This window comes from Saccharopolyspora endophytica, assembly GCF_018070075.1.
In the GTDB taxonomy this organism is placed as follows: domain Bacteria; phylum Actinomycetota; class Actinomycetes; order Mycobacteriales; family Pseudonocardiaceae; genus Saccharopolyspora; species Saccharopolyspora endophytica.
On sequence record NZ_JAGPXE010000001.1, the window covers coordinates 628547 to 645331 of the forward strand.

General features: G+C 67.8%; 20 protein-coding genes. 19 read left to right on the plus strand and 1 reads right to left on the minus strand.

Features of this window, described 5'->3' with window-relative positions; genetic code table 11:
• Nucleotides 1-243 precede the first annotated feature (243 nt).
• Nucleotides 244-4329, plus strand: coding sequence for a type VII secretion protein EccCa (gene eccCa, locus KBO27_RS03055; protein WP_210968409.1), 4086 nt, complete (start codon nt 244-246; stop codon nt 4327-4329).
• 148 nt (nt 4330-4477) lie between these two features.
• Nucleotides 4478-4618, plus strand: coding sequence for a hypothetical protein (locus KBO27_RS03060; protein WP_210968410.1), 141 nt, complete (start codon nt 4478-4480; stop codon nt 4616-4618).
• A 22-nt stretch (nt 4619-4640) separates the two neighbouring features.
• On the opposite strand, the gene KBO27_RS03065 is transcribed toward KBO27_RS03060, so the two are convergent.
• A complete protein-coding gene (locus KBO27_RS03065; RefSeq protein ID WP_210968411.1) occupies nt 4641-4859 on the minus strand; it encodes an HC3 family zinc finger protein in 219 nt (72 codons plus the stop codon).
• 113 nt (nt 4860-4972) lie between these two features.
• Here KBO27_RS03065 and KBO27_RS03070 point away from each other — a divergent pair, with 113 nt between their 5' ends.
• From KBO27_RS03070 to KBO27_RS03145, 17 genes are all read left to right on the plus strand, one after another.
• A complete protein-coding gene (locus KBO27_RS03070) occupies nt 4973-5815 on the plus strand; it encodes a helix-turn-helix domain-containing protein (protein ID WP_210968412.1) in 843 nt (280 codons plus the stop codon).
• Nucleotides 5812-5997 (plus strand): DUF397 domain-containing protein, encoded by a 186-nt coding sequence (locus KBO27_RS03075; RefSeq protein ID WP_210968413.1) that lies wholly within the window; start codon nt 5812-5814, stop codon nt 5995-5997. Before KBO27_RS03070 ends, KBO27_RS03075 begins: the two co-directional genes overlap by 4 nt.
• A 138-nt stretch (nt 5998-6135) precedes the next feature.
• A complete protein-coding gene (locus KBO27_RS03080) occupies nt 6136-6531 on the plus strand; it encodes a hypothetical protein (protein ID WP_246536108.1) in 396 nt (131 codons plus the stop codon).
• 13 nt (nt 6532-6544) lie between these two features.
• The gene (locus KBO27_RS03085) at nt 6545-7075 is read left to right on the plus strand and encodes a DUF3558 family protein (RefSeq protein WP_210968414.1); all 531 of its coding nucleotides are present in this window, start codon (nt 6545-6547) and stop codon (nt 7073-7075) included.
• Nucleotides 7076-7096: 21 nt separating this feature from the next.
• A complete protein-coding gene (locus KBO27_RS03090; RefSeq protein ID WP_246536109.1) occupies nt 7097-8446 on the plus strand; it encodes a hypothetical protein in 1350 nt (449 codons plus the stop codon).
• A 33-nt stretch (nt 8447-8479) separates the two neighbouring features.
• Nucleotides 8480-9295 carry an ESX secretion-associated protein EspG gene (locus KBO27_RS03095; RefSeq protein ID WP_210968415.1) on the plus strand — a complete coding sequence of 272 codons (816 nt, stop codon included), beginning with the start codon at nt 8480-8482 and terminating at the stop codon, nt 9293-9295.
• A 497-nt stretch (nt 9296-9792) separates the two neighbouring features.
• Nucleotides 9793-11595: a type VII secretion-associated protein gene (locus tag KBO27_RS03100; protein ID WP_210968416.1), complete on the plus strand. Its 1803-nt coding sequence runs from the start codon at nt 9793-9795 to the stop codon at nt 11593-11595.
• A 208-nt stretch (nt 11596-11803) separates the two neighbouring features.
• A complete protein-coding gene (locus tag KBO27_RS03105) occupies nt 11804-12115 on the plus strand; it encodes a WXG100 family type VII secretion target (RefSeq protein ID WP_132624448.1) in 312 nt (103 codons plus the stop codon).
• A gap of 64 nt (nt 12116-12179) precedes the next feature.
• Complete coding sequence (locus KBO27_RS03110) at nt 12180-12470, plus strand: WXG100 family type VII secretion target (RefSeq protein WP_210968417.1); 291 nt, start codon at nt 12180-12182, stop codon at nt 12468-12470.
• 415 nt (nt 12471-12885) lie between these two features.
• On the plus strand, nt 12886-13332 hold the full coding sequence (gene rplM, locus KBO27_RS03115; protein WP_132624452.1) for a 50S ribosomal protein L13: 447 nt from the start codon (nt 12886-12888) through the stop codon (nt 13330-13332).
• An 8-nt stretch (nt 13333-13340) separates the two neighbouring features.
• A complete protein-coding gene (rpsI, locus tag KBO27_RS03120) occupies nt 13341-13838 on the plus strand; it encodes a 30S ribosomal protein S9 (RefSeq protein WP_210968633.1) in 498 nt (165 codons plus the stop codon).
• A 238-nt stretch (nt 13839-14076) separates the two neighbouring features.
• The gene (glmM, locus tag KBO27_RS03125; RefSeq protein WP_210968418.1) at nt 14077-15411 is read left to right on the plus strand and encodes a phosphoglucosamine mutase; all 1335 of its coding nucleotides are present in this window, start codon (nt 14077-14079) and stop codon (nt 15409-15411) included.
• A 51-nt stretch (nt 15412-15462) separates the two neighbouring features.
• Nucleotides 15463-15624 (plus strand): hypothetical protein, encoded by a 162-nt coding sequence (locus KBO27_RS03130; RefSeq protein WP_210968419.1) that lies wholly within the window; start codon nt 15463-15465, stop codon nt 15622-15624.
• 7 nt (nt 15625-15631) lie between these two features.
• Entirely contained in the window at nt 15632-15754 is a 123-nt protein-coding gene (locus KBO27_RS34100; protein WP_281420603.1) for a hypothetical protein, read from the plus strand.
• 71 nt (nt 15755-15825) lie between these two features.
• The gene (locus KBO27_RS03135) at nt 15826-16041 is read left to right on the plus strand and encodes a hypothetical protein (protein WP_210968420.1); all 216 of its coding nucleotides are present in this window, start codon (nt 15826-15828) and stop codon (nt 16039-16041) included.
• Nucleotides 16042-16081: 40 nt separating this feature from the next.
• Nucleotides 16082-16294: a hypothetical protein gene (locus KBO27_RS03140; protein ID WP_210968421.1), complete on the plus strand. Its 213-nt coding sequence runs from the start codon at nt 16082-16084 to the stop codon at nt 16292-16294.
• Nucleotides 16295-16359: 65 nt separating this feature from the next.
• Nucleotides 16360-16629, plus strand: a complete 270-nt coding sequence (locus KBO27_RS03145; protein ID WP_210968422.1) for a hypothetical protein — start codon at nt 16360-16362, stop codon at nt 16627-16629.
• Nucleotides 16630-16785 lie beyond the last annotated feature (156 nt).

Consider the following 16785-nt stretch of genomic DNA (forward strand, 5'->3'; position numbering starts at 1 on the left):
CGGGTTTTCTTGTCGAAACCCACCCGCCCGATCGGAGAGCGCCCCTAGTATGGCCACACCGACCGTCCACGGGTGACGGGTTTGGCGGAACTCGTGTCAACTACTTGGTATCTGGTTGGTCACGCTGAGCCGCACCCCGTTATCCAGAGCTGCGCGGCAGTGAACAATGCTGGCTGCGAGTTCGACGAGCACCGGAGGTCTTCTGGTGTTTTCAGGCACGTCTGAGAAAGGTTGTTGCGTCCGGTGAGCACGCTGCAGTTCAAGCGAACGCCACGCCTGGCCGCTCCCAGGCCACCGGGCGGGGAGGTGCACCTCGAACCACCGCCGGAGATTCCGCGGACCATCCCGGGAAACATCGTTCAGAAGGTCCTGCCGGGCCTGATGATCGTGGCATCGCTGGGAATGATGGCCTTCATGTTCACGCGGGCCCAGAACAACCCGATGATGATGATGATGCCGATGATGATGCTCATCTCAACGTTCGGGATGATGGCCGGCGGCGGCCGGGACGGCAGTCAGAAGAAGGCCGAGATGGACGAGGACCGCAAGGACTACCTGCGGTACCTCGGTCAGATGCGCGACCGCGCCCGCGAGGCGGCGGACGAGCAGCGCTTGGCCCGCGAGTGGGTGCACCCCGATCCGCAGACCCTGTGGTCGCTGGCGGCCGGCAGCCGCCGGATGTGGGAGCGCCGCCCCAACGACAACGACTTCTGCCAGGTCCGCGTCGGCCGCGGTTCGCAGCGGCTGGAGACCCGTCTGGTCCCGCCGCAGACCGGCCCCGTCGACGAGCTGGAGCCGATCACCACGCTGGCGCTGCGCCGCTTCGTGCGCGCGCACTCCCTGGTGCAGGACCTGCCGATCGCGACGTCGCTGCGCGGTTTCGCCGCGGTGGGCCTGCAAGGCGACAAGGAGCAGGTGCGCGGTCTCGCTCGCGCGATGATCTGCCAGCTGGCCACCTTCCACACGCCCGAGGACGTCATCATCGCGGTCGCCAGCTCCGGCCAGGCGCGACGCGAGTGGGAGTGGGTGAAGTGGCTGCCGCACGCGCAGCACCCCACCGAGACCGACGGCATCGGCCAGATGCGGCTGATGGCGGGTTCGCTGGCCACGGTCGAGAGCATGCTCTCCGAGCAGCTGGCCGACCGCCCGCGCTTCCAGCGCAACGCGGCTCCGCCGGACGGTCAGCCGCACGTGGTGATCCTGATCGACGACGCCGAGATCAGCCGCGAGGAAGCCCTCTACGTCGAGGGCGGCCTGGCGGGCGTCACGATGATCGACCTGTCCGACCTGCTGGGTCCGCTCACGGCTCGCCGCGGCATGCGGATGGTCGTGGAGGAGGACCGCATCGGTGCCCGCGGCGGGTCCGGTGTGGAGTGGTTCGGCAAGCCGGACACGCTGACCGAGGAAGAGGCGACGTCGCTGTCCCGCCAGCTGGCCCCGTACCGGGTCACCGGCGGTCCCGCCGTCGACACCGACTCGGGCAGCTACGAGCCGCTGACCACGCCGCTGAACTACATCGAGCAGCTGGGTCTGGCCGGTGACGTGGTCACCTTCGACCTCAACGAGGCGTGGCGCCCGCGTCCCACCGACGACCTCTACAAGGTCGCGATCGGTCCTGGTGAGCAGGGCGAGATCGTGCACCTGGACATCAAGGAGACCGCCTCGGGCGGTATGGGTCCGCACGGTCTGTGCATCGGTGCGACCGGTTCCGGTAAGTCGGAGTTCCTGCGCACGATCGTGCTGGGCCTGATGGCCACGCACTCCTCGCAGATGCTCAACTTCGTGCTGGTCGACTTCAAGGGTGGCGCGACGTTCAACGGGTTCGACACCCCGCACGTGTCGGCGTCGATCTCCAACCTGGAGGGCGACGGCTCGCTGATCGACCGGATGCAGGACGCGCTGGCCGGTGAGATGAACCGCCGCCAGGAGGTCCTGAACAAGGCGGGCGCGAAGAACGTCTGGGACTACCGGAAGATGGCCGAGGCGGGCGACGAGCACGCGCAGGAGCCGCTGCCGGCGCTGTTCGTGGTCATCGACGAGTTCTCCGAACTCCTCTCGCAGCAGCCGGAGTTCGCCGAGCTGTTCGTGATGATCGGTCGACTGGGTCGTTCGCTGCAGGTCCACCTGCTGCTGGCGTCGCAGCGGCTGGAAGAGGGCAAGCTGCGCGGTCTGGACTCGCACCTGTCCTACCGGATCGGTCTGAAAACGTTCAACGCCGCGGAATCCCGTGCGGCGATCGGTGTTCCGGACGCCGCCGACCTGCCGGCCACCGGTGGTCACGGTTACCTCAAGCACCCCAACGGCATGGACCGCTTCCGCGCGGCCTACGTCTCCGGCCACCTGCACCAGACCAGCGGTCGTCGCCCGACGATGCTGGGCGGGGCCTCGCCGGTCACCGGCGAGAAGATGCCGCGCTACTTCATCCCGGACTTCATCGAGAAGCCCCCGGAACCGGAGACGTCGGACGAGCCGGAGGTCAAGGAAGAGGCCCAGGAGCCGGAGTACACCGACTTCCAGATCATCGTCCACAAGTTCAAGGAGCTGGCCGCGCCACCGGCGCACCAGGTCTGGCTGCCGCCGCTGGACGCTCCGGCCACGTTGGACACCCTGCTGCCGCCGCTGCAGTCCACCGACGACCGCGGCTACACCGCCGCCGGGTACTCGGGCAGCTCCCGGCTGCAGATCCCGATCGGCATCATCGACGTTCCCTACCACCAGCGTCAGGACGCGATGACCCTGGACCTGTCGGGTCAGGGTGGTCACGGTGCTGTGGTCGGCGGTGTGGGTTCGGGCAAGTCGAACACGATCCGGACGATCATCGCGTCGGCGGCGCTGACGCACACGCCGCAGGAGATGCAGTTCTACTGCGTGGACCTCGGTGGTGGTTCGCTGACGACGCTGCGGGGTCTGCCGCACGTGGGTGGTTACGGTTCGCGTCGTGACCCGGACACGGTGCGTCGTTCGATCGCCGAGCTCAAGGCGGTGCTGGCCGAGCGCGAGGGCCGGTTCCAGCAGCACGGCGTCGAGGGCATGAACGACTACCGCAACCGCAAGCGTCGTGGTGAGTTCGACGACGACCCCTACGGTGACCTGTTCCTGGTGATCGACGGGTGGCGGGCGTTCCGCGAGGAGTTCGAGACCCTCGAGCAGGACGTGCTGAACCTGGCGTCCAACGGTTTGGCCTTCGGTGTGCACGTGTTCATCACGGCCACCCGGTGGGCGGAGATCCGGCCGGCGATGAAGGACCTGATCCAGACGCGCATCGAGCTGCGGCTGGGTGACCCGAGCGAGTCGGAGATCGACCGCAAGGCGGCGGTGAAGGTGCCGCAGGGCCGTCCGGGTCGCGGGATGCACGAGTCGAAGCTGCACTTCCTGACGGCGTTGCCGCGTGTGGACAGCGAGAAGATCGGTGATCGGATCGCGGTCGAGGGGCAGGCCGCCGAGGACGAGCGGCGTCCGGCCCGGATGGGCTGGGAGCTCTACAACGACGACGTCTCCGAGGGCGTGGCCGACCTGGTCAACCGGGTCAAGAGCTCCTGGAAGGGCCGTCCGGCTCCGCAGGTGCGCCTGCTGCCGGAGCTGCTGCCCTACCAGCAGCTGCCGCGTCCGGAGCAGCAGCCGAACCCGAAGCTGGTGCCGATCGGCATCAACGAGGACGGCCTGCACCCGGTCTACCTGGACTTCCGCGCCGAGCCGAACTTCTACGCCTTCGGCGAGCGGGAATCGGGCAAGACCGCGCTGCTCAAGACGATCGTGCGGGGCATCACCGAGCGCTACACCCCCAAGGAAGCGCTGATCCTGCTGGTGGACTACCGGCGCTCGATGCTGGGCTTCCTCAACTCCCACCTGCTGGAGTACTCGGTCGGCGCCGATCAGCTCAAGGGCAACGTCAAGGACGTCTGCGCCTCGCTGAAGAAGCGCCTGCCCGGACCGGACGTCACGCAGGAACAGCTGCGCGACCGCTCCTGGTGGAAGGGCCCGGAACTGTTCGTCGTCGTCGACGACTACGAACTGGTCGCACCGCAGGGCAACAACCCGCTGGCCCCGCTGGCGGAGTTCATCCCGCAGGCAGCCGACGTGGGTCTGCACGTCATCCTGGCCCGCAACTCCGGCGGCGCGGGACGCGCGTTGTACGAACCGCTGATCGGCAAGATGCGCGAAACGTCGGCCCCCGGCCTGGCGATGAGCGCGAACAAGGACGACGGACAGCTGGTCGCCAACATCAAGTCCCGCCAGCTGCCCCCGGGCCGAGGCACCCTCGTCAGCCGCACCCTGCGCGGCGGCCCGCAGATGATCCAAACAGCCATGATCACCGAACAACAGCAGTGATCACACGCTGAAAAAGCCTCCCCTCGAACCCGATTCGAGGGGAGGCTTTTTGGGTGATCGCTGAGTTTTACATCGCTCACCTCCACTCGGCAGGCATGGCTCGCGATTTTCACGTCCAGGGCAAGACCGGCCAGCTCCGAGGATGAAGATGACCCAACGCAAGAAACTGTTGCTAATACTCGCTGCGATCATCATCCTGTTGGTGCTGGTCGGCCTGGGCCTCTGGTTTACGTGGCTCTCGTTCGACTACGACATGCGCCACCCACAGGAATCAGGGTGGATGGACTGACATCGCGACCTCGGTCATCGCTTCAGTTGCGTGGGTTGTCGGTGAGGTGCTTCCAGCAGTCCATGCAGGTGGGTTCGAGGATCCAGGCGATCTCGTTGAGGTCGTGGAGCTTCGCGGCCTCGACCTCGGCTCCGCAGTAGGCGGTCGCGGTCTCCTCGGGGTCGAGCTTGGTCGCGGCGACCGGGAAGGCGTGCCGCTTCCCGGGAACGGGCCGCCACACGTAGGTCAGGTATTCAGGCATCGGAACTCCCCAGTGAGTTGATTGCGGGCAAGTTTGCACGGAGTGGGGCAAACTGATCAATTACACGAAAGAGGGAGGTCAGCAAGGCTGTTCGTCGCTCGTAAGCTGATCCCATGGCCGACACACCCAGGGCGCGCACGTTGGCGAAGGAACTTCGAGCGGCCCGAGCCGCGACCGGGATGACCGCGCGAGAGCTCGCCCGCGCCTTGGGCTGGTCCGAGGCGAAGGTCAGCCGGATCGAGACCGCGCGTCGCGGAATTCTCGTCGACAACGTCAAGGCGATGCTCGAAGTCCTGAAGGTCAACGGCAAGGATCGCGACCGGCTGATCAAGATGGCAGCTGCTGTCCGCGAGCCCGCCTGGTGGGAAGTCGGCCGTGACCTGCCCGAACAGCTTTCGGCACTCATCGACGCCGAGTCCCGCGCGAAGCGCATCACGGACGTCACCCTCAACGTCCTGCCCGGACTGCTGCAGACCAGGGCCTACACCCGCTCGATCGTGGCGAGCGTCGATCTCGCGGAGGATGAGATCGACGAGCGCGTCGGGATTCGCCAGATGAGACAAGGCATCCTGAGTCGCCGGAACCCGGTTGAACTGCGTACTTTTATTGACGAAACAGCGCTGATCCGGCCGATCGGTGGTGCGCGGGTCATGGCTCAGCAGTTGCACCAGATCGTCACGGCGACCGAGGAGCCCAACATCAGCGCGCGGGTGCTGCCGGTGTCGATGGGCGTCCACGCCGGGTTGAGCGGAACCTTCGTGCTGTTCGAGTTCGGTCGGGCACGTCCGGTGGTCTACCTGGAAGCCCGCAGCTCAGGTGCGTTCATCGACGAACCCGACGACGTTCAACCTTTCCTCGACTCCGTCAAACTCCTCGAAGCTCAGGCATCGGATTCCGAAGGCTCCCGCGAGATACTGAACGCCTACGCGCGGCAGTACGAACGGGAGACGGAATGACATCCGGGTTAGGGAACTGGCGGAAGTCCAGCAAGAGCGCGGTCGAGGGCAATTGCGTCGAGGTCGCGGTGGCTCCGGAGGTCGTCGGGGTCCGGGACTCGAAGGACCGGGACGGTGATGTCCTGGTGTTCCCCCAGCAGAGGTGGGCCGACTTCCTCGCGGGACTACGCCGTTCTCGTTGATCGCTTGGGCTGATCGGCTGTTGTGTGAGCTACCTCCCGTGAATCCCGCCCCACGGCAGGTCACCGACTTGTACCCTCTGCGTTCGTGATCGCTCGGTTGAGTGACGTTCATGATCACGAACGTGGAGGGGGCTCTCGATGACCACCGGGATGGAAGGCTTAGCCGCCGGCGCTTCTGCGCTGGAAGGCCAGTCAGCCGGACTCCGTGCCGCCGTGGACAACGGCCAACTCGTCATGAACCACGAGAGCGCGGAGGCAGTCGCCAAGGTCTACGACGACAAGGCCGACGACCTTCGGCAACAGCGATCCCGCGCCGAGCGGCTTTTCCTCAGCGAGTCGTTTGGTGATTGCTTCATCGGGCGCCAGCTTGAGCAGAAGTTCGCAGACAAGCTTCGTGCGCCGGACACTGGTCTCCAAGCGATCCTGTTCAAGATGGAGCAGATCCTGCGCGACATGGCGCAGGCATACCGGGATTCGTCTCGCGAAATGCAGAACACCGACGAAGAACACTCCCGGCGCGTAGGACGCGTCTGATCTGATGGTGGGTATGCGTAAAACACGAATTGGTGCCGTGCTGCTTGCAGGGGTCGCGGTGACTGTTGGTGGCTGCGGCTCCGCTGGCGGAGGCGCGCAGCAAGGGGCGCCAGAGCCAGCGCCGAACGTGCTGGCATCGGTGGACCCGTGCCAGGTGTTCGGGGAACAGGATCTGCAAGCTTTCGGTGTGAACGCGCCTGGGGAGCCTCTGGACCAGGGCGTTGGTGAGAAGGCGTGCGAGTTCAGTGGCGACGCCCTTGATCTGTCCGTCGTGAAGGGCGAGCAGAGCTCCCTCGCTTACTGGGAAAGCCGTCGTTCGAACATGGCTGTCTTCGAGACGAACAAGGTCGGGCAGCGCGACGGCGCAAAGATGATCTCAACTGCCTCGGCCGGGAACGGGGTATGCAGCCAGGCCATCTTTGTTGGGCAGGGTTCTGTGTCCATCCAGGTGACCACGTCCTCGGCGAGCTACCAGAACGACGAAGCCACCTGTGCCAAGGCTATGGAGATCGCGCAGGCCGCCGAAACGAAGTTGCCGAAGTAGGAACTGTCGAGGGGGAACGACATGGGGAACGGGTTCACCGAGTTCGTCGGCGGCGTCGCGTCGTCCGCCGGTGATGTGTTCGTCGGCGCTGTCGGTGGCGAGACCTCGGCGCAGGAGGAAGCTCGGCTGGCGCGCGAGGCTGCAGCCAAGGACGGGCGCCACGACCTCAAGGCGCTCAACCGGCAGCAGCAGAACCTCCAACTCGATGGCCACGACCCCGCGTCGATCACCCAGCAGGACAATTGGAAGAACTGGGACCAGGCGCGGCTCGCCAGCCAGCTCAAGCCGTCGCTGAATCCCGAGGAGATCGCAAAATTCGGTCGGGCGTGGGAGAAGATCGGCGGCGACATCGCCGAGATCTTCGGTGACCTCGACCAGAGGGCTCGCGACGCCGCTGGTGACGGGATGCGCGGTCAGGCGGCTGAGGCCGGGTTCAACGCGTCGAAGCCGCTGCAGGAATGGGGTCGTGCCTTCGGCGACTCGGTGCGCGGAACGGGCCTGAAGATCCAGGAGGCCGGGGTCGCCGCCGAGCAGACCAAGGCGTCCCTGCAGCCGCCCGCCGGGTACGACACGACTCGCGGTGTGATCGCGACCGCGATGGGACCCACCGGCGGTCTCTTGGACGGCGCTGCGCAGATGCGCGAGCAGCAGGAAGCCGATCAGCAGGCTCGCCAGGTCGCGGAGAACGTCTACGGCAAGGGCTACCAGGCCGTCGACACGAGCACTCCGACGTTCCCGCCGCCGGTGAACCCGCTGGCTCCGCCGCCGCCTCCGCCTGGTTCTGGTGACCCCGGTGGTTCGGTTCCCGGCGGGTCCGGTTCCGGTTCGGGGTCCGGTGGCGGTGGCTACTCCGGCTCTTCGGTCGGCGGTGGGTCCGCCGGGGGTTCCTCGGGTGGTTCGTCTCCTGCTCAGAGCAGTTCGCAGTGGGCCTCGCCGACGCCGACCGGTCCTGGTGCCGGTGGCGGCACGCCGCCCGGGATGAATCCCGGTCCGGGCGGGCCGTCGGCCGGGTTCGTCGGCGGGATGCCGCCGGGAGCCGGAGCGGGCGCCGGCGGTCGTGGTGCCGGTGGCATGGGCGGTGCTCGCGGTGCGGGCGCCGGCATGGGTGCCGGCGGCAAGGCCGGTGGCGGCATGGGCGCTGGTGGCCGGGCCGGGATGGGCGGTCTCGGCGCGGGTGCCGGAGCGGGCGCTGCGGGTGCGGGTGCCGCTGGTCGTGGTGCCGCGGGTGCGCCCGGAGCCGGTGCCGGTGCGGGTCAGCGCGGCGAAGGTTCCGAGGACAACGAGCACGAGCGTCCCTCGTGGCTCGAAGAGCAGGAAGACATCTGGATGGACGACATGCCGAAGACCGCGCCTCCCGTTTTCGGTGAGTGACGAGCGGTTTCGGCGTAGCTGGGGGAGGAAAGCGTGTCCGAGCGTTGGCTGCTGCCACCGCTGTGGTTCGACCTGTGCTGGGAGATCGGCGGGTTCGACGAGTACCCGTTCCCGATCTCCGTTCGCTCGCACGGCGAGACGCTCGAAGAGCGTGCCGTGCTGCGCCAGCGCAGCCTTCCTGAGCTGCAGAAAGCCGGTCTGCTCGGGCAGAACGGCCTGACCCAGCGCTTCGCCGAAGTCCTCGGGCAGCTGGCGAAACCGGGCTTGTGGATCGAAGGGCTCTGGATGCCCGACGACACCGCCGAATCCCCGTTCAGGCTGCTGTCGGTGGCCACCGAGCAGGGCGCGCTGCTGCTCGTCCAGCAGTCCGGCGACACCGAGAACTACGGCGGTGACCTGCGGATCTCGGTCCTGCCGCGAACCTCGGTGGGCTCCGCCGCGGTGCAGGGCATGCCGCCCGCGCCGGTCGGCATACGTCCCCGCCTGGCGGTCCCGTCGGGCGACCTGGCCGCGCAGAAGCCGTCGGACGACTTCGAGAACATCGATCACATGCAGTCCGCGGGACCGCGCAAGGCACCGGCCGCCGAGACCCTCCGCGCCTTCGTCGAGGCCGAGCACCACCGCGACGGCCAGTTCACGGCCAACCTCCGCGACCGCCTGGGCCGAACCCACCGCTCAGCGGTCCTCAAGTGGTTCGACGCCCCAGAACCCGACGGCCGCTACGGCCTGACCCAACAGCAACGCCCAGGCGTGGGCCCGGAGATCGTCCTAGCAGGCCTGGGCGCCCCGGAACTCACGGCAGCCCTCGAGAACCGAGTAGCAGAAGTCCGAACCCGAGCCAAGAACTAACCACCCCCGAACCCACCCCTCCCAACACCGGTTCCCCACGATCCCCAGATTTCAGTGGAACCCAGCCACCGGATTTCAGTGGAAATCAGGGACCAGGTTTCAGTGGAACTCGGGCACCGGGGTTCAGGGACCGGGTTTCAGTGGAAATCGGGGACGGGGTTTCAGTGGAAATCGGGGTCCTGATTTCCACTGAAATCCGAGACTTCACTCGCTCAGGTGGTGTGTCGGGACGTTGGAACACCCGGTGTTGGTGGTGGACGCGGTTGTTGGAGTGCGGGGGCGGAGTGCAGGTGCGTCAGGTCCGGTCGGGCCTGCGTTCGCAGGTGCGGTGGGTCGTCTCCGACCGCGGCGATCACCCAACGTCGTCGGCTGATTGCGGGAGGATGTTGGTGCGGGGGTGGCGGGTGGCTCTAGGGTGCTCCCCCGGGGGGACGGTGCCGCCGGTACGGCGGGCCGGATGACGACGTCGCCGCCGACGAGCGCTTCGGCGACGGTGAATGGAGTTCTGGGTGTCCCTGCACGTCTCGATCGACTTCGGCACATCGAGCACATGCACGGTGGTCTCGGTCGGTGGTGCCGAGCCACAGGTGGTCGTCATCGACGGGCAGCCGTTGGTGCCCTCCGCGGTGTTCGCCGCCGCCGACGGCACGCTGTTCGTCGGCCACGAAGCCGAACGCCAGGCCGCGGTCGATCCCGCTCGCTTCGAACCGCACCCCAAACGTCGCATCGACGAGGGTGAGCTGCTGCTCGGCAGCACCGTGCTCAAGGTCGGCGACGTCATCAGGGCCGTGCTGCACCGCGCGGTCGGCGAGGCCCGCCGCTTCGCGGGCGGAGCCGCCGTCGACCTCCTCGTCCTGACCCACCCCGCCGACTGGGGTTCCGTGCGCGCCGCCGAGCTCCGGCAGGCCGCCGCCGGCCTGGGCAAGGAGATCGTCCTGGTGCCCGAACCGGTCGCTGCGGCCGTCTTCCACTCGGCGGGCAACGGCCTGCCCGACGGAGGCGCGCTGGCGGTCCTCGACCTCGGCGGCGGCACCGTCGACGCCTCCGTGGTGCGCAAGCAGGGCGCGTCCTTCCAGGTCCTGGCCACCAAGGGCGAACCGAACTTCGGCGGCGCGGACATCGACCAGCTGCTGCTGGAGCACGTCGGCAAGCTCGTCGGCACCGCTGATCCGGACGCGTGGCGCAAGCTCGTCGAGGGCCGCGAGATGCCCGATCGGCGGCGTCGCCGCGTGCTGCGGCAGGACGTGCGCGGCGCCAAGGAGACGCTGTCCCGCCACGCCTACACCGACGTCCCCATGCCGCCGCCGTTCGCCGACGCCCACGTCACCCGCGCCGACCTCGAGAAGCTCATCGCCGCACCGCTGGCGAAGGCCGCCGAGCTGGTGCCGGCGACGCTGCGCGACGGGCAGGTCCAGCGCAACCAGCTCGCCGGGGTGTTCCTCGTCGGTGGTTCCAGCCGGATCCCGATGGTGGCGCGGCTGATCCACGAGCGCACCGGTGTCGTCCCGGCGACCCTCGACCAGCCCGAAACCGTGGTCGCCCGAGGCGCTTTGCGCGCCGTCCGGCTCGATCCCGGGCGCAGCGGCGGCCTCGCTCCGACCGGAGCCTGGGCGGGCGGCACGACCGTCCGCGACTACCCGCTGCCGGGGCACCAGCCCACCCGGGGTGAGGCGCCGAGCCGCCCCAGACCGGCGGTCATGACCGGCGACGAGCCGACGCGCCCGGTGACCAAACCGCCGAAGCTCAAGCGCAAGCGGAAGGCCCCGTGGCTGGTCGGCGCCGGGGTCGTGGCGCTGGTCGCGGCGGCCGGAGCGGCGGCGCTGCTGCTCACCGGCAACCGGCCGCAGGCCGATCCGCTCGTGCCCGCGCAGCAGATGGCCGCCTACGACTACCACTTCGCCTACCCCGGCGACTGGCGTCCGTCCGGCGGCGATTCGACGAAGTTCCAGACGCTGGTCGCACCCGGCGACGGACCGCAGGGATCGCTGGTCGCCGTCGAGGAGGGGCGGCTGACCTTCGACACCGACGGCGACCGCAATCGGGCGGTGCAGCTGTTGCGCGGCGAGTACGAGAAAAGCGTTGCGGCGGGCGAGAAGTTCTCGCTGTTCACGCCGTCCACCAGCTTCGCCGGCCGGGACGTCGTGTACTACCGGGAAACGCTGCCGGAGGCGACCGTCGAGTGGTACACGCTGTACAAAGGTCAATTCAAAGTGAGCGTGGGCTGCAAGTACGGACCGCAGGGCAAGGACGACGTCGTTCGCGCTTGCGAACAGGTCGTGGGTTCGCTCGGGATCGGCTGATGCATTTGCGAACGGACTCCGTTCGGCCGAGCCGTCTTTGAGGTTTTCGCAACCGCAAAACCTGTGTTGACCTGCTGGTTCCCGTTTTTGCGTTTACAACAGCAACGGCTTGCGGAGAAATCCAGGACAACGGGGAACCGGACGTGGCAATGTCTGCGTCGCAGGTTCATCAGAGCTTGATACCGAGTTTGAAGGGGGTCATCCAGAGATGGCTGGAATTGGTGCGGACACCGAGGCGATCCAGCAGGCGTCGGTTGACATCGACGAGGCGCGCAACGCGGTCGAGCAGGCGCTGCAGCAGCTGCAGGGCCAGCTCGAGGGCCCGGTGCAGAACTGGAAGGGTGCCGCCGCCGACGTCTTCCGCAAGCTGATGGAGCAGTACGAGCAGAGCGGCAAGACGATCATCCAGAAGCTGGACGAGCTGGGGCAGAACGTGCAGTCCTCGGGTCAGGACTACGCGCAGGTCCAGGAGGAGCAGGCGCAGGAGATCTCCAAGATCACCAGCATGCTCGACGGCTGATTTCGCTTCCGCTTTTTCGCAGATTCCACATTTCTTGATCTAGACGCATTCGAGGGGACAGGTAATGAGCGAGATCAACGTCAACTTCGCGGAGCTGCAGCAGGCTTCCGACGACCTGCAGGCCGCTGCCCAGAAGATCCAGGGTGAGCTGGACGACCTGGAGGGCAAGATCCAGAAGCTCGTCTCCACCTGGGAGGGCGAGGCCGTGGCCGCGTACCAGGAGGCTCAGCAGTCCTGGGACCAGGAGGCCGCCAAGATGCAGGAGACGGCCGCCAAGATGGGCATGGCCGTGGGCGCGGCCAACGAGTCCTTCCAGGCCGGCGAGAAGAAGAACGCCGGCCGCTTCGGTGGCTGAGCTCACCTCGCGCTGATTTCCGCGTTGATGGCTCCGGTGTTTTCGCCGGGGCCATCAGCGCGTCCGGCGGATGATCTCCGTTTGCGGAGGTCCGATCGGCTTTGCCGGGGTCCCCGCCGGGCACCAGCGGGCATTGCTATGCTGGTTTCGGCGATCTGCCAGGTCAGAACCTCGAATTAGCAACCGAGGACCCGTTTTGACCGGGCCAGAAGCCACCAAGTACCCTCATTCTTTGTTGTGCGGTGCGCGGCTGCAGTTCGCGCCAGCGGAACGGACTCGCGAAAGCGGGTCACGGTCCCGGCGGCGGTACTGGCGGACGTGCCGGTTCCACGAGAAGACCTCGTGCGAACTGTCCGGCGTGATCGAGACGGGCTCCGCACTGAGATTCCGACGCGAACGACGACGAGGTAGACCCGTGCGCACGTACAGCCCGAAGCCCGGCGAGGTGACCCGCGCCTGGCATGTGATCGACGCCGAGGATGTGGTGCTCGGCCGGTTGGCAACTCAGGCCGCGACGCTGCTGCGCGGCAAGCACAAGCCCACCTACGCGCCGCACGTCGACACCGGTGACTTCGTCGTCATCATCAACGCCGAGAAGGTGGCCCTCACCGGTAACAAGCGCGAGCAGGCGTTCCACTACCGGCACTCCGGGTACCCGGGTGGTCTGCGCAAGCAGTCCTTCGGCCAGGTGCTCGACTCGCACCCCGAGCGGCTGCTGGAGAAGGCGATCAAGGGCATGCTCCCCAAGAACAAGCTCGGCCGGGCCATGGGCAAGAAGCTCAAGGTCTACGCCGGTCCGGAGCACCCGCACCAGGCCCAGAACCCGCAGGCGTTCGAGATTAAGGCGAAGGTCGAGAAGTGACTGACGAACTGCAGCAGGAAGAGGCAGTGACCGCTGCCGCGGAGGAGACGGTCGAGGCCGTCGCCGCTGACGAGACCGCCGAAGAGACCCCGGCTCCCGCCCCCGTTCCGGTTCCGACCGGTGGCGCGGTTCAGACCGTCGGTCGCCGCAAGGAAGCCGTGGTCCGCGTCCGGCTGGTGCCGGGCAACGGCGGCTTCAAGCTCAACGGCAAGTCCCTCGAGGACTACTTCCCGAACAAGGTCCACCAGCAGCTCATCAAGGAGCCGCTGGTCACCGTCGAGCGCGTCGAGAGCTTCGACGTCCTCGCGACCCTGAGCGGTGGCGGCCCGTCGGGCCAGGCCGGTGCGCTGCGCATGGCGATCGCCCGCGCGCTGACCGCCTTCGACTCGGAGGACCGCCCGGCGCTGAAGAAGGCCGGCATGCTCACCCGTGACTCGCGGGAGAAGGAGCGCAAGAAGTACGGCCTCAAGAAGGCCCGCAAGGCGCCGCAGTACAGCAAGCGCTGACGCGAACCCCAGCATTACCTGCGGGAGCAGGTTCGCCCCACTCGGGCGAACCTGCTCCCGCAGTCGTTTCAGGGGTCTTGGGCGGCCGCGCCCGGAACTGACCGGGCGAAAGCGACTTCGATCATGGGCGTTCGGGCCGCGAGCGTCCCCCGCGCGCGGGGGACGCTGTGGAGTGCCGGATGACCGGTTGTGCGACGCTTGACCAACCGGTCGCAGACACGAGGAGGACTTGCTGCTGATGGCTCGGTTGTTCGGCACCGACGGTGTGCGCGGTTTGGCCAACGGCGATCTCACGCCGGAACTGGCGATGTCGGTGAGCTCGGCCGCCGCGCGCGTGCTCTACGACCGGGACGACTCCCGGCGCCGGGTGGCGCTGGTCGGTCGCGACCCGCGGGCCAGCGGCGAGATGCTCGAAGCGGCCGTCGTGGCCGGTCTGACCTCGGCGGGCGCCGACGTCCTGCGCATCGGAGTCCTGCCGACCCCGGCGGTGGCCTACCTGGTCAAGGAGCTGGGCGCCGATCTCGGTGTGATGATCTCCGCCTCGCACAACCCGATGCCCGACAACGGCATCAAGTTGTTCAGCGCGGGCGGCAACAAGCTCCCGGACGCGATCGAGGACGAGATCGAGGCCCGCCTCCACGAGCACGTCGAGCGTCCCACGGGCGTGCACGTCGGTCGTGTCCGCGACGTCCCGGACGCTCTGCGCCGCTACACCGACCACCTGCTGATCGCGGCGCCGTCCCGGCTCGACGGCATCAAGATGGTCGTCGACTGCGCCAACGGCGCCGCCTCCGAAGCGGCCCCCGACGCCTACCGCCGCGCCGGTGCGGAGGTCGTGGCCATCAACGCCGAGCCCGACGGCCTCAACATCAACGACGGCGTCGGCTCCACCCACCTCGACGTGCTGCAGGCCGCGGTGCTCGAGCACGGCGCCGACCTGGGCATCGCCCACGACGGCGACGCCGACCGCTGCCTGGCGGTGGACGCCGCGGGCGACGTCGTCGACGGCGACCAGATCATGGCGATCCTCGCGGTCGCGATGTGCGAATCCGGCGAGCTGGCGGACAACACGCTGGTCGCGACGGTCATGAGCAACCTCGGTCTGCACCTGGCGATGCGCGAGCAGGGCGTGTCCCTGCGCACCACGGCCGTCGGCGACCGCTACGTGCTGGAGGAGCTGCGCTCGGGCGGTTACTCGCTGGGCGGCGAGCAGTCCGGTCACGTCGTGCTGCCCGGCCACGCCACCACCGGTGACGGCCTGCTGACGGCGCTGCGCCTGATGGGCCGCGTCTCGGCGACCGGCACCCCGCTGGCCACGCTGACGAAGGTCATGCGCCGCCTGCCGCAGGTCCTGGTGAACGTCCGCGTCGCCGACAAGGCCGCGGCCGTGGTCGCCCCCGAGGTGACCGCCGCGGTCGCCGACGCGGAGGTCGAGCTGGGCGAGACCGGCCGGGTCCTGCTCCGCCAATCCGGCACCGAACAGCTGGTCAGGGTCATGGTCGAGGCGTCCAGCGAGCAGAACGCGCAGGACATCGCGGACAGACTGGCAAAGATTGTTTCCGCTATTCGGTGATCTTTGTGATGTGAGTCTCCACAGGGCCTCGATCTGTGAGACCCTGCTCACATGGGTGCCATCGTCGTCGCCATAGTTGTCGGTCTCATCGCCGTCGGACTCGTTGTCGGGATCATCGCGCTGGGCGCGCTGATGCTCGGAGCTCTCAAGGCTGTCAACGCAGCCCACGAGAGCCGTTCCTGGTACGTCAACCGACGCCATCACAAGGTGTGAGATTCCGATGCGCCTCCTCGGCGACCTCTGGACGATCCTGATCGTCCCGCTCGTCTGCATGCTCCTGGGTGCGCTGATCTTCGCGGTCATCCTCGCGCAGGGCTGGGGCCTGCACACGCTCGTGCACTGAGCGCCGTCCCGTCCGCCGCCCGCGTTCGGTAGGTTCGCGGTGCAAACACGGCTGGACGGAGGCGGAGCGCGATGGTTCTGACGATGACGTTGTTCGGGCTCGTCCTCGGTGGTGGGCTGGGCTTCCTCGTCGGATTCCTGGTGTTCCGCGACAAGGGGCAGACCGGTCACGCGCAGTTCGCCCAGCCCCAGCAGTGGCAGGCGACTCCGCCCCAGCAGTGGCAGCAGGCGCCGCCGCAGCTCCCCCCTCAGCAGGGCTACGGCCAGCCGCCCCGTCCGCCCCAGTGACTTGCGCGGTCGTCAGCGTCGTCGCCACCGGAGGAAAGCCTTGCTCTCAGCCGTCATCTTCCTGCCCGTCGGATTCGGGATCGGGTTCCTCATCGCGTTCCTGATCTTCCGCAAGCGGCCGGTTCAGCAGGGCTACCCGCAGCAGCCGCGGCCCTGGGGCCAGCAGCAGTGGCAGCAACAGCCGCCGCAGCAGTGGGGCCAGGCGCCGCAGTACCCGCCGCAGCAGGGCTACGGGCAGTACCCGCAGCGGTGATGGGAGAGGGGGCCGCCTGCTGATTCGCGGTCGGCGAGCGGCAGCGACCTGGCATGATGCGGCACATGTGGCGCCCGATCATTGGAATCCTCCTCCTGCTGCTGATCGTCGGCGCGATCGCGCTCGTGATCGTGCTGGTCAAGAGGAAGAACAAGCAGCACCCACCGCCCTACGGCCACCCGCAGCAATGGGGTCGGCAGTACCCGCAGCCTCCTCAGCAGTGGGGGCAGATGCCGCAACAGGCGTGGGGCCAGGCGCCGCCGCAGCAGTGGCAGCAGCAGCCTCCCCAGCAGCAGTACCCGCCGCAGCAGGGCTACGGCCGGCCGCCCCAGTGACCCCTTCGCGGATGCAAGTACCTGGTCCGTTCCGGCCTCTCAGCGGCTCAATCCTGCAAAGATGAGGAACCAGACAGTCTTGGTTCGCGTCGGAACCTGTGCTTGAGCGCCGCATGAGCGACGGCTGGTTCCTTTGATGGAGGGGGAAGGGTGACC

Excerpts from the sequence above, each read along its gene's own strand:
- KBO27_RS03110 (WP_210968417.1), top strand. The coding sequence starts at position 12,180 with ATGAGCGAGATCAACGTCAACTTCGCGGAGCTGCAGCAGGCTTCCGAC.
- KBO27_RS03130 (WP_210968419.1), top strand. The coding sequence starts at position 15,463 with ATGGGTGCCATCGTCGTCGCCATAGTTGTCGGTCTCATCGCCGTCGGA.
- KBO27_RS03070 (WP_210968412.1), top strand. The coding sequence starts at position 4,973 with ATGGCCGACACACCCAGGGCGCGCACGTTGGCGAAGGAACTTCGAGCG.
- KBO27_RS34100 (WP_281420603.1), top strand. The coding sequence starts at position 15,632 with ATGCGCCTCCTCGGCGACCTCTGGACGATCCTGATCGTCCCGCTCGTC.
- KBO27_RS03105 (WP_132624448.1), top strand. The coding sequence starts at position 11,804 with ATGGCTGGAATTGGTGCGGACACCGAGGCGATCCAGCAGGCGTCGGTT.
- KBO27_RS03075 (WP_210968413.1), top strand. The coding sequence starts at position 5,812 with ATGACATCCGGGTTAGGGAACTGGCGGAAGTCCAGCAAGAGCGCGGTC.
- KBO27_RS03145 (WP_210968422.1), top strand. The coding sequence starts at position 16,360 with ATGTGGCGCCCGATCATTGGAATCCTCCTCCTGCTGCTGATCGTCGGC.
- KBO27_RS03065 (WP_210968411.1), bottom strand. The coding sequence starts at position 4,859 with ATGCCTGAATACCTGACCTACGTGTGGCGGCCCGTTCCCGGGAAGCGG.
- glmM (WP_210968418.1), top strand. The coding sequence starts at position 14,077 with ATGGCTCGGTTGTTCGGCACCGACGGTGTGCGCGGTTTGGCCAACGGC.
- KBO27_RS03135 (WP_210968420.1), top strand. The coding sequence starts at position 15,826 with ATGGTTCTGACGATGACGTTGTTCGGGCTCGTCCTCGGTGGTGGGCTG.
- KBO27_RS03080 (WP_246536108.1), top strand. The coding sequence starts at position 6,136 with ATGACCACCGGGATGGAAGGCTTAGCCGCCGGCGCTTCTGCGCTGGAA.
- KBO27_RS03090 (WP_246536109.1), top strand. The coding sequence starts at position 7,097 with ATGGGGAACGGGTTCACCGAGTTCGTCGGCGGCGTCGCGTCGTCCGCC.
- KBO27_RS03085 (WP_210968414.1), top strand. The coding sequence starts at position 6,545 with ATGCGTAAAACACGAATTGGTGCCGTGCTGCTTGCAGGGGTCGCGGTG.
- KBO27_RS03060 (WP_210968410.1), top strand. The coding sequence starts at position 4,478 with ATGACCCAACGCAAGAAACTGTTGCTAATACTCGCTGCGATCATCATC.
- KBO27_RS03100 (WP_210968416.1), top strand. The coding sequence starts at position 9,793 with ATGGAGTTCTGGGTGTCCCTGCACGTCTCGATCGACTTCGGCACATCG.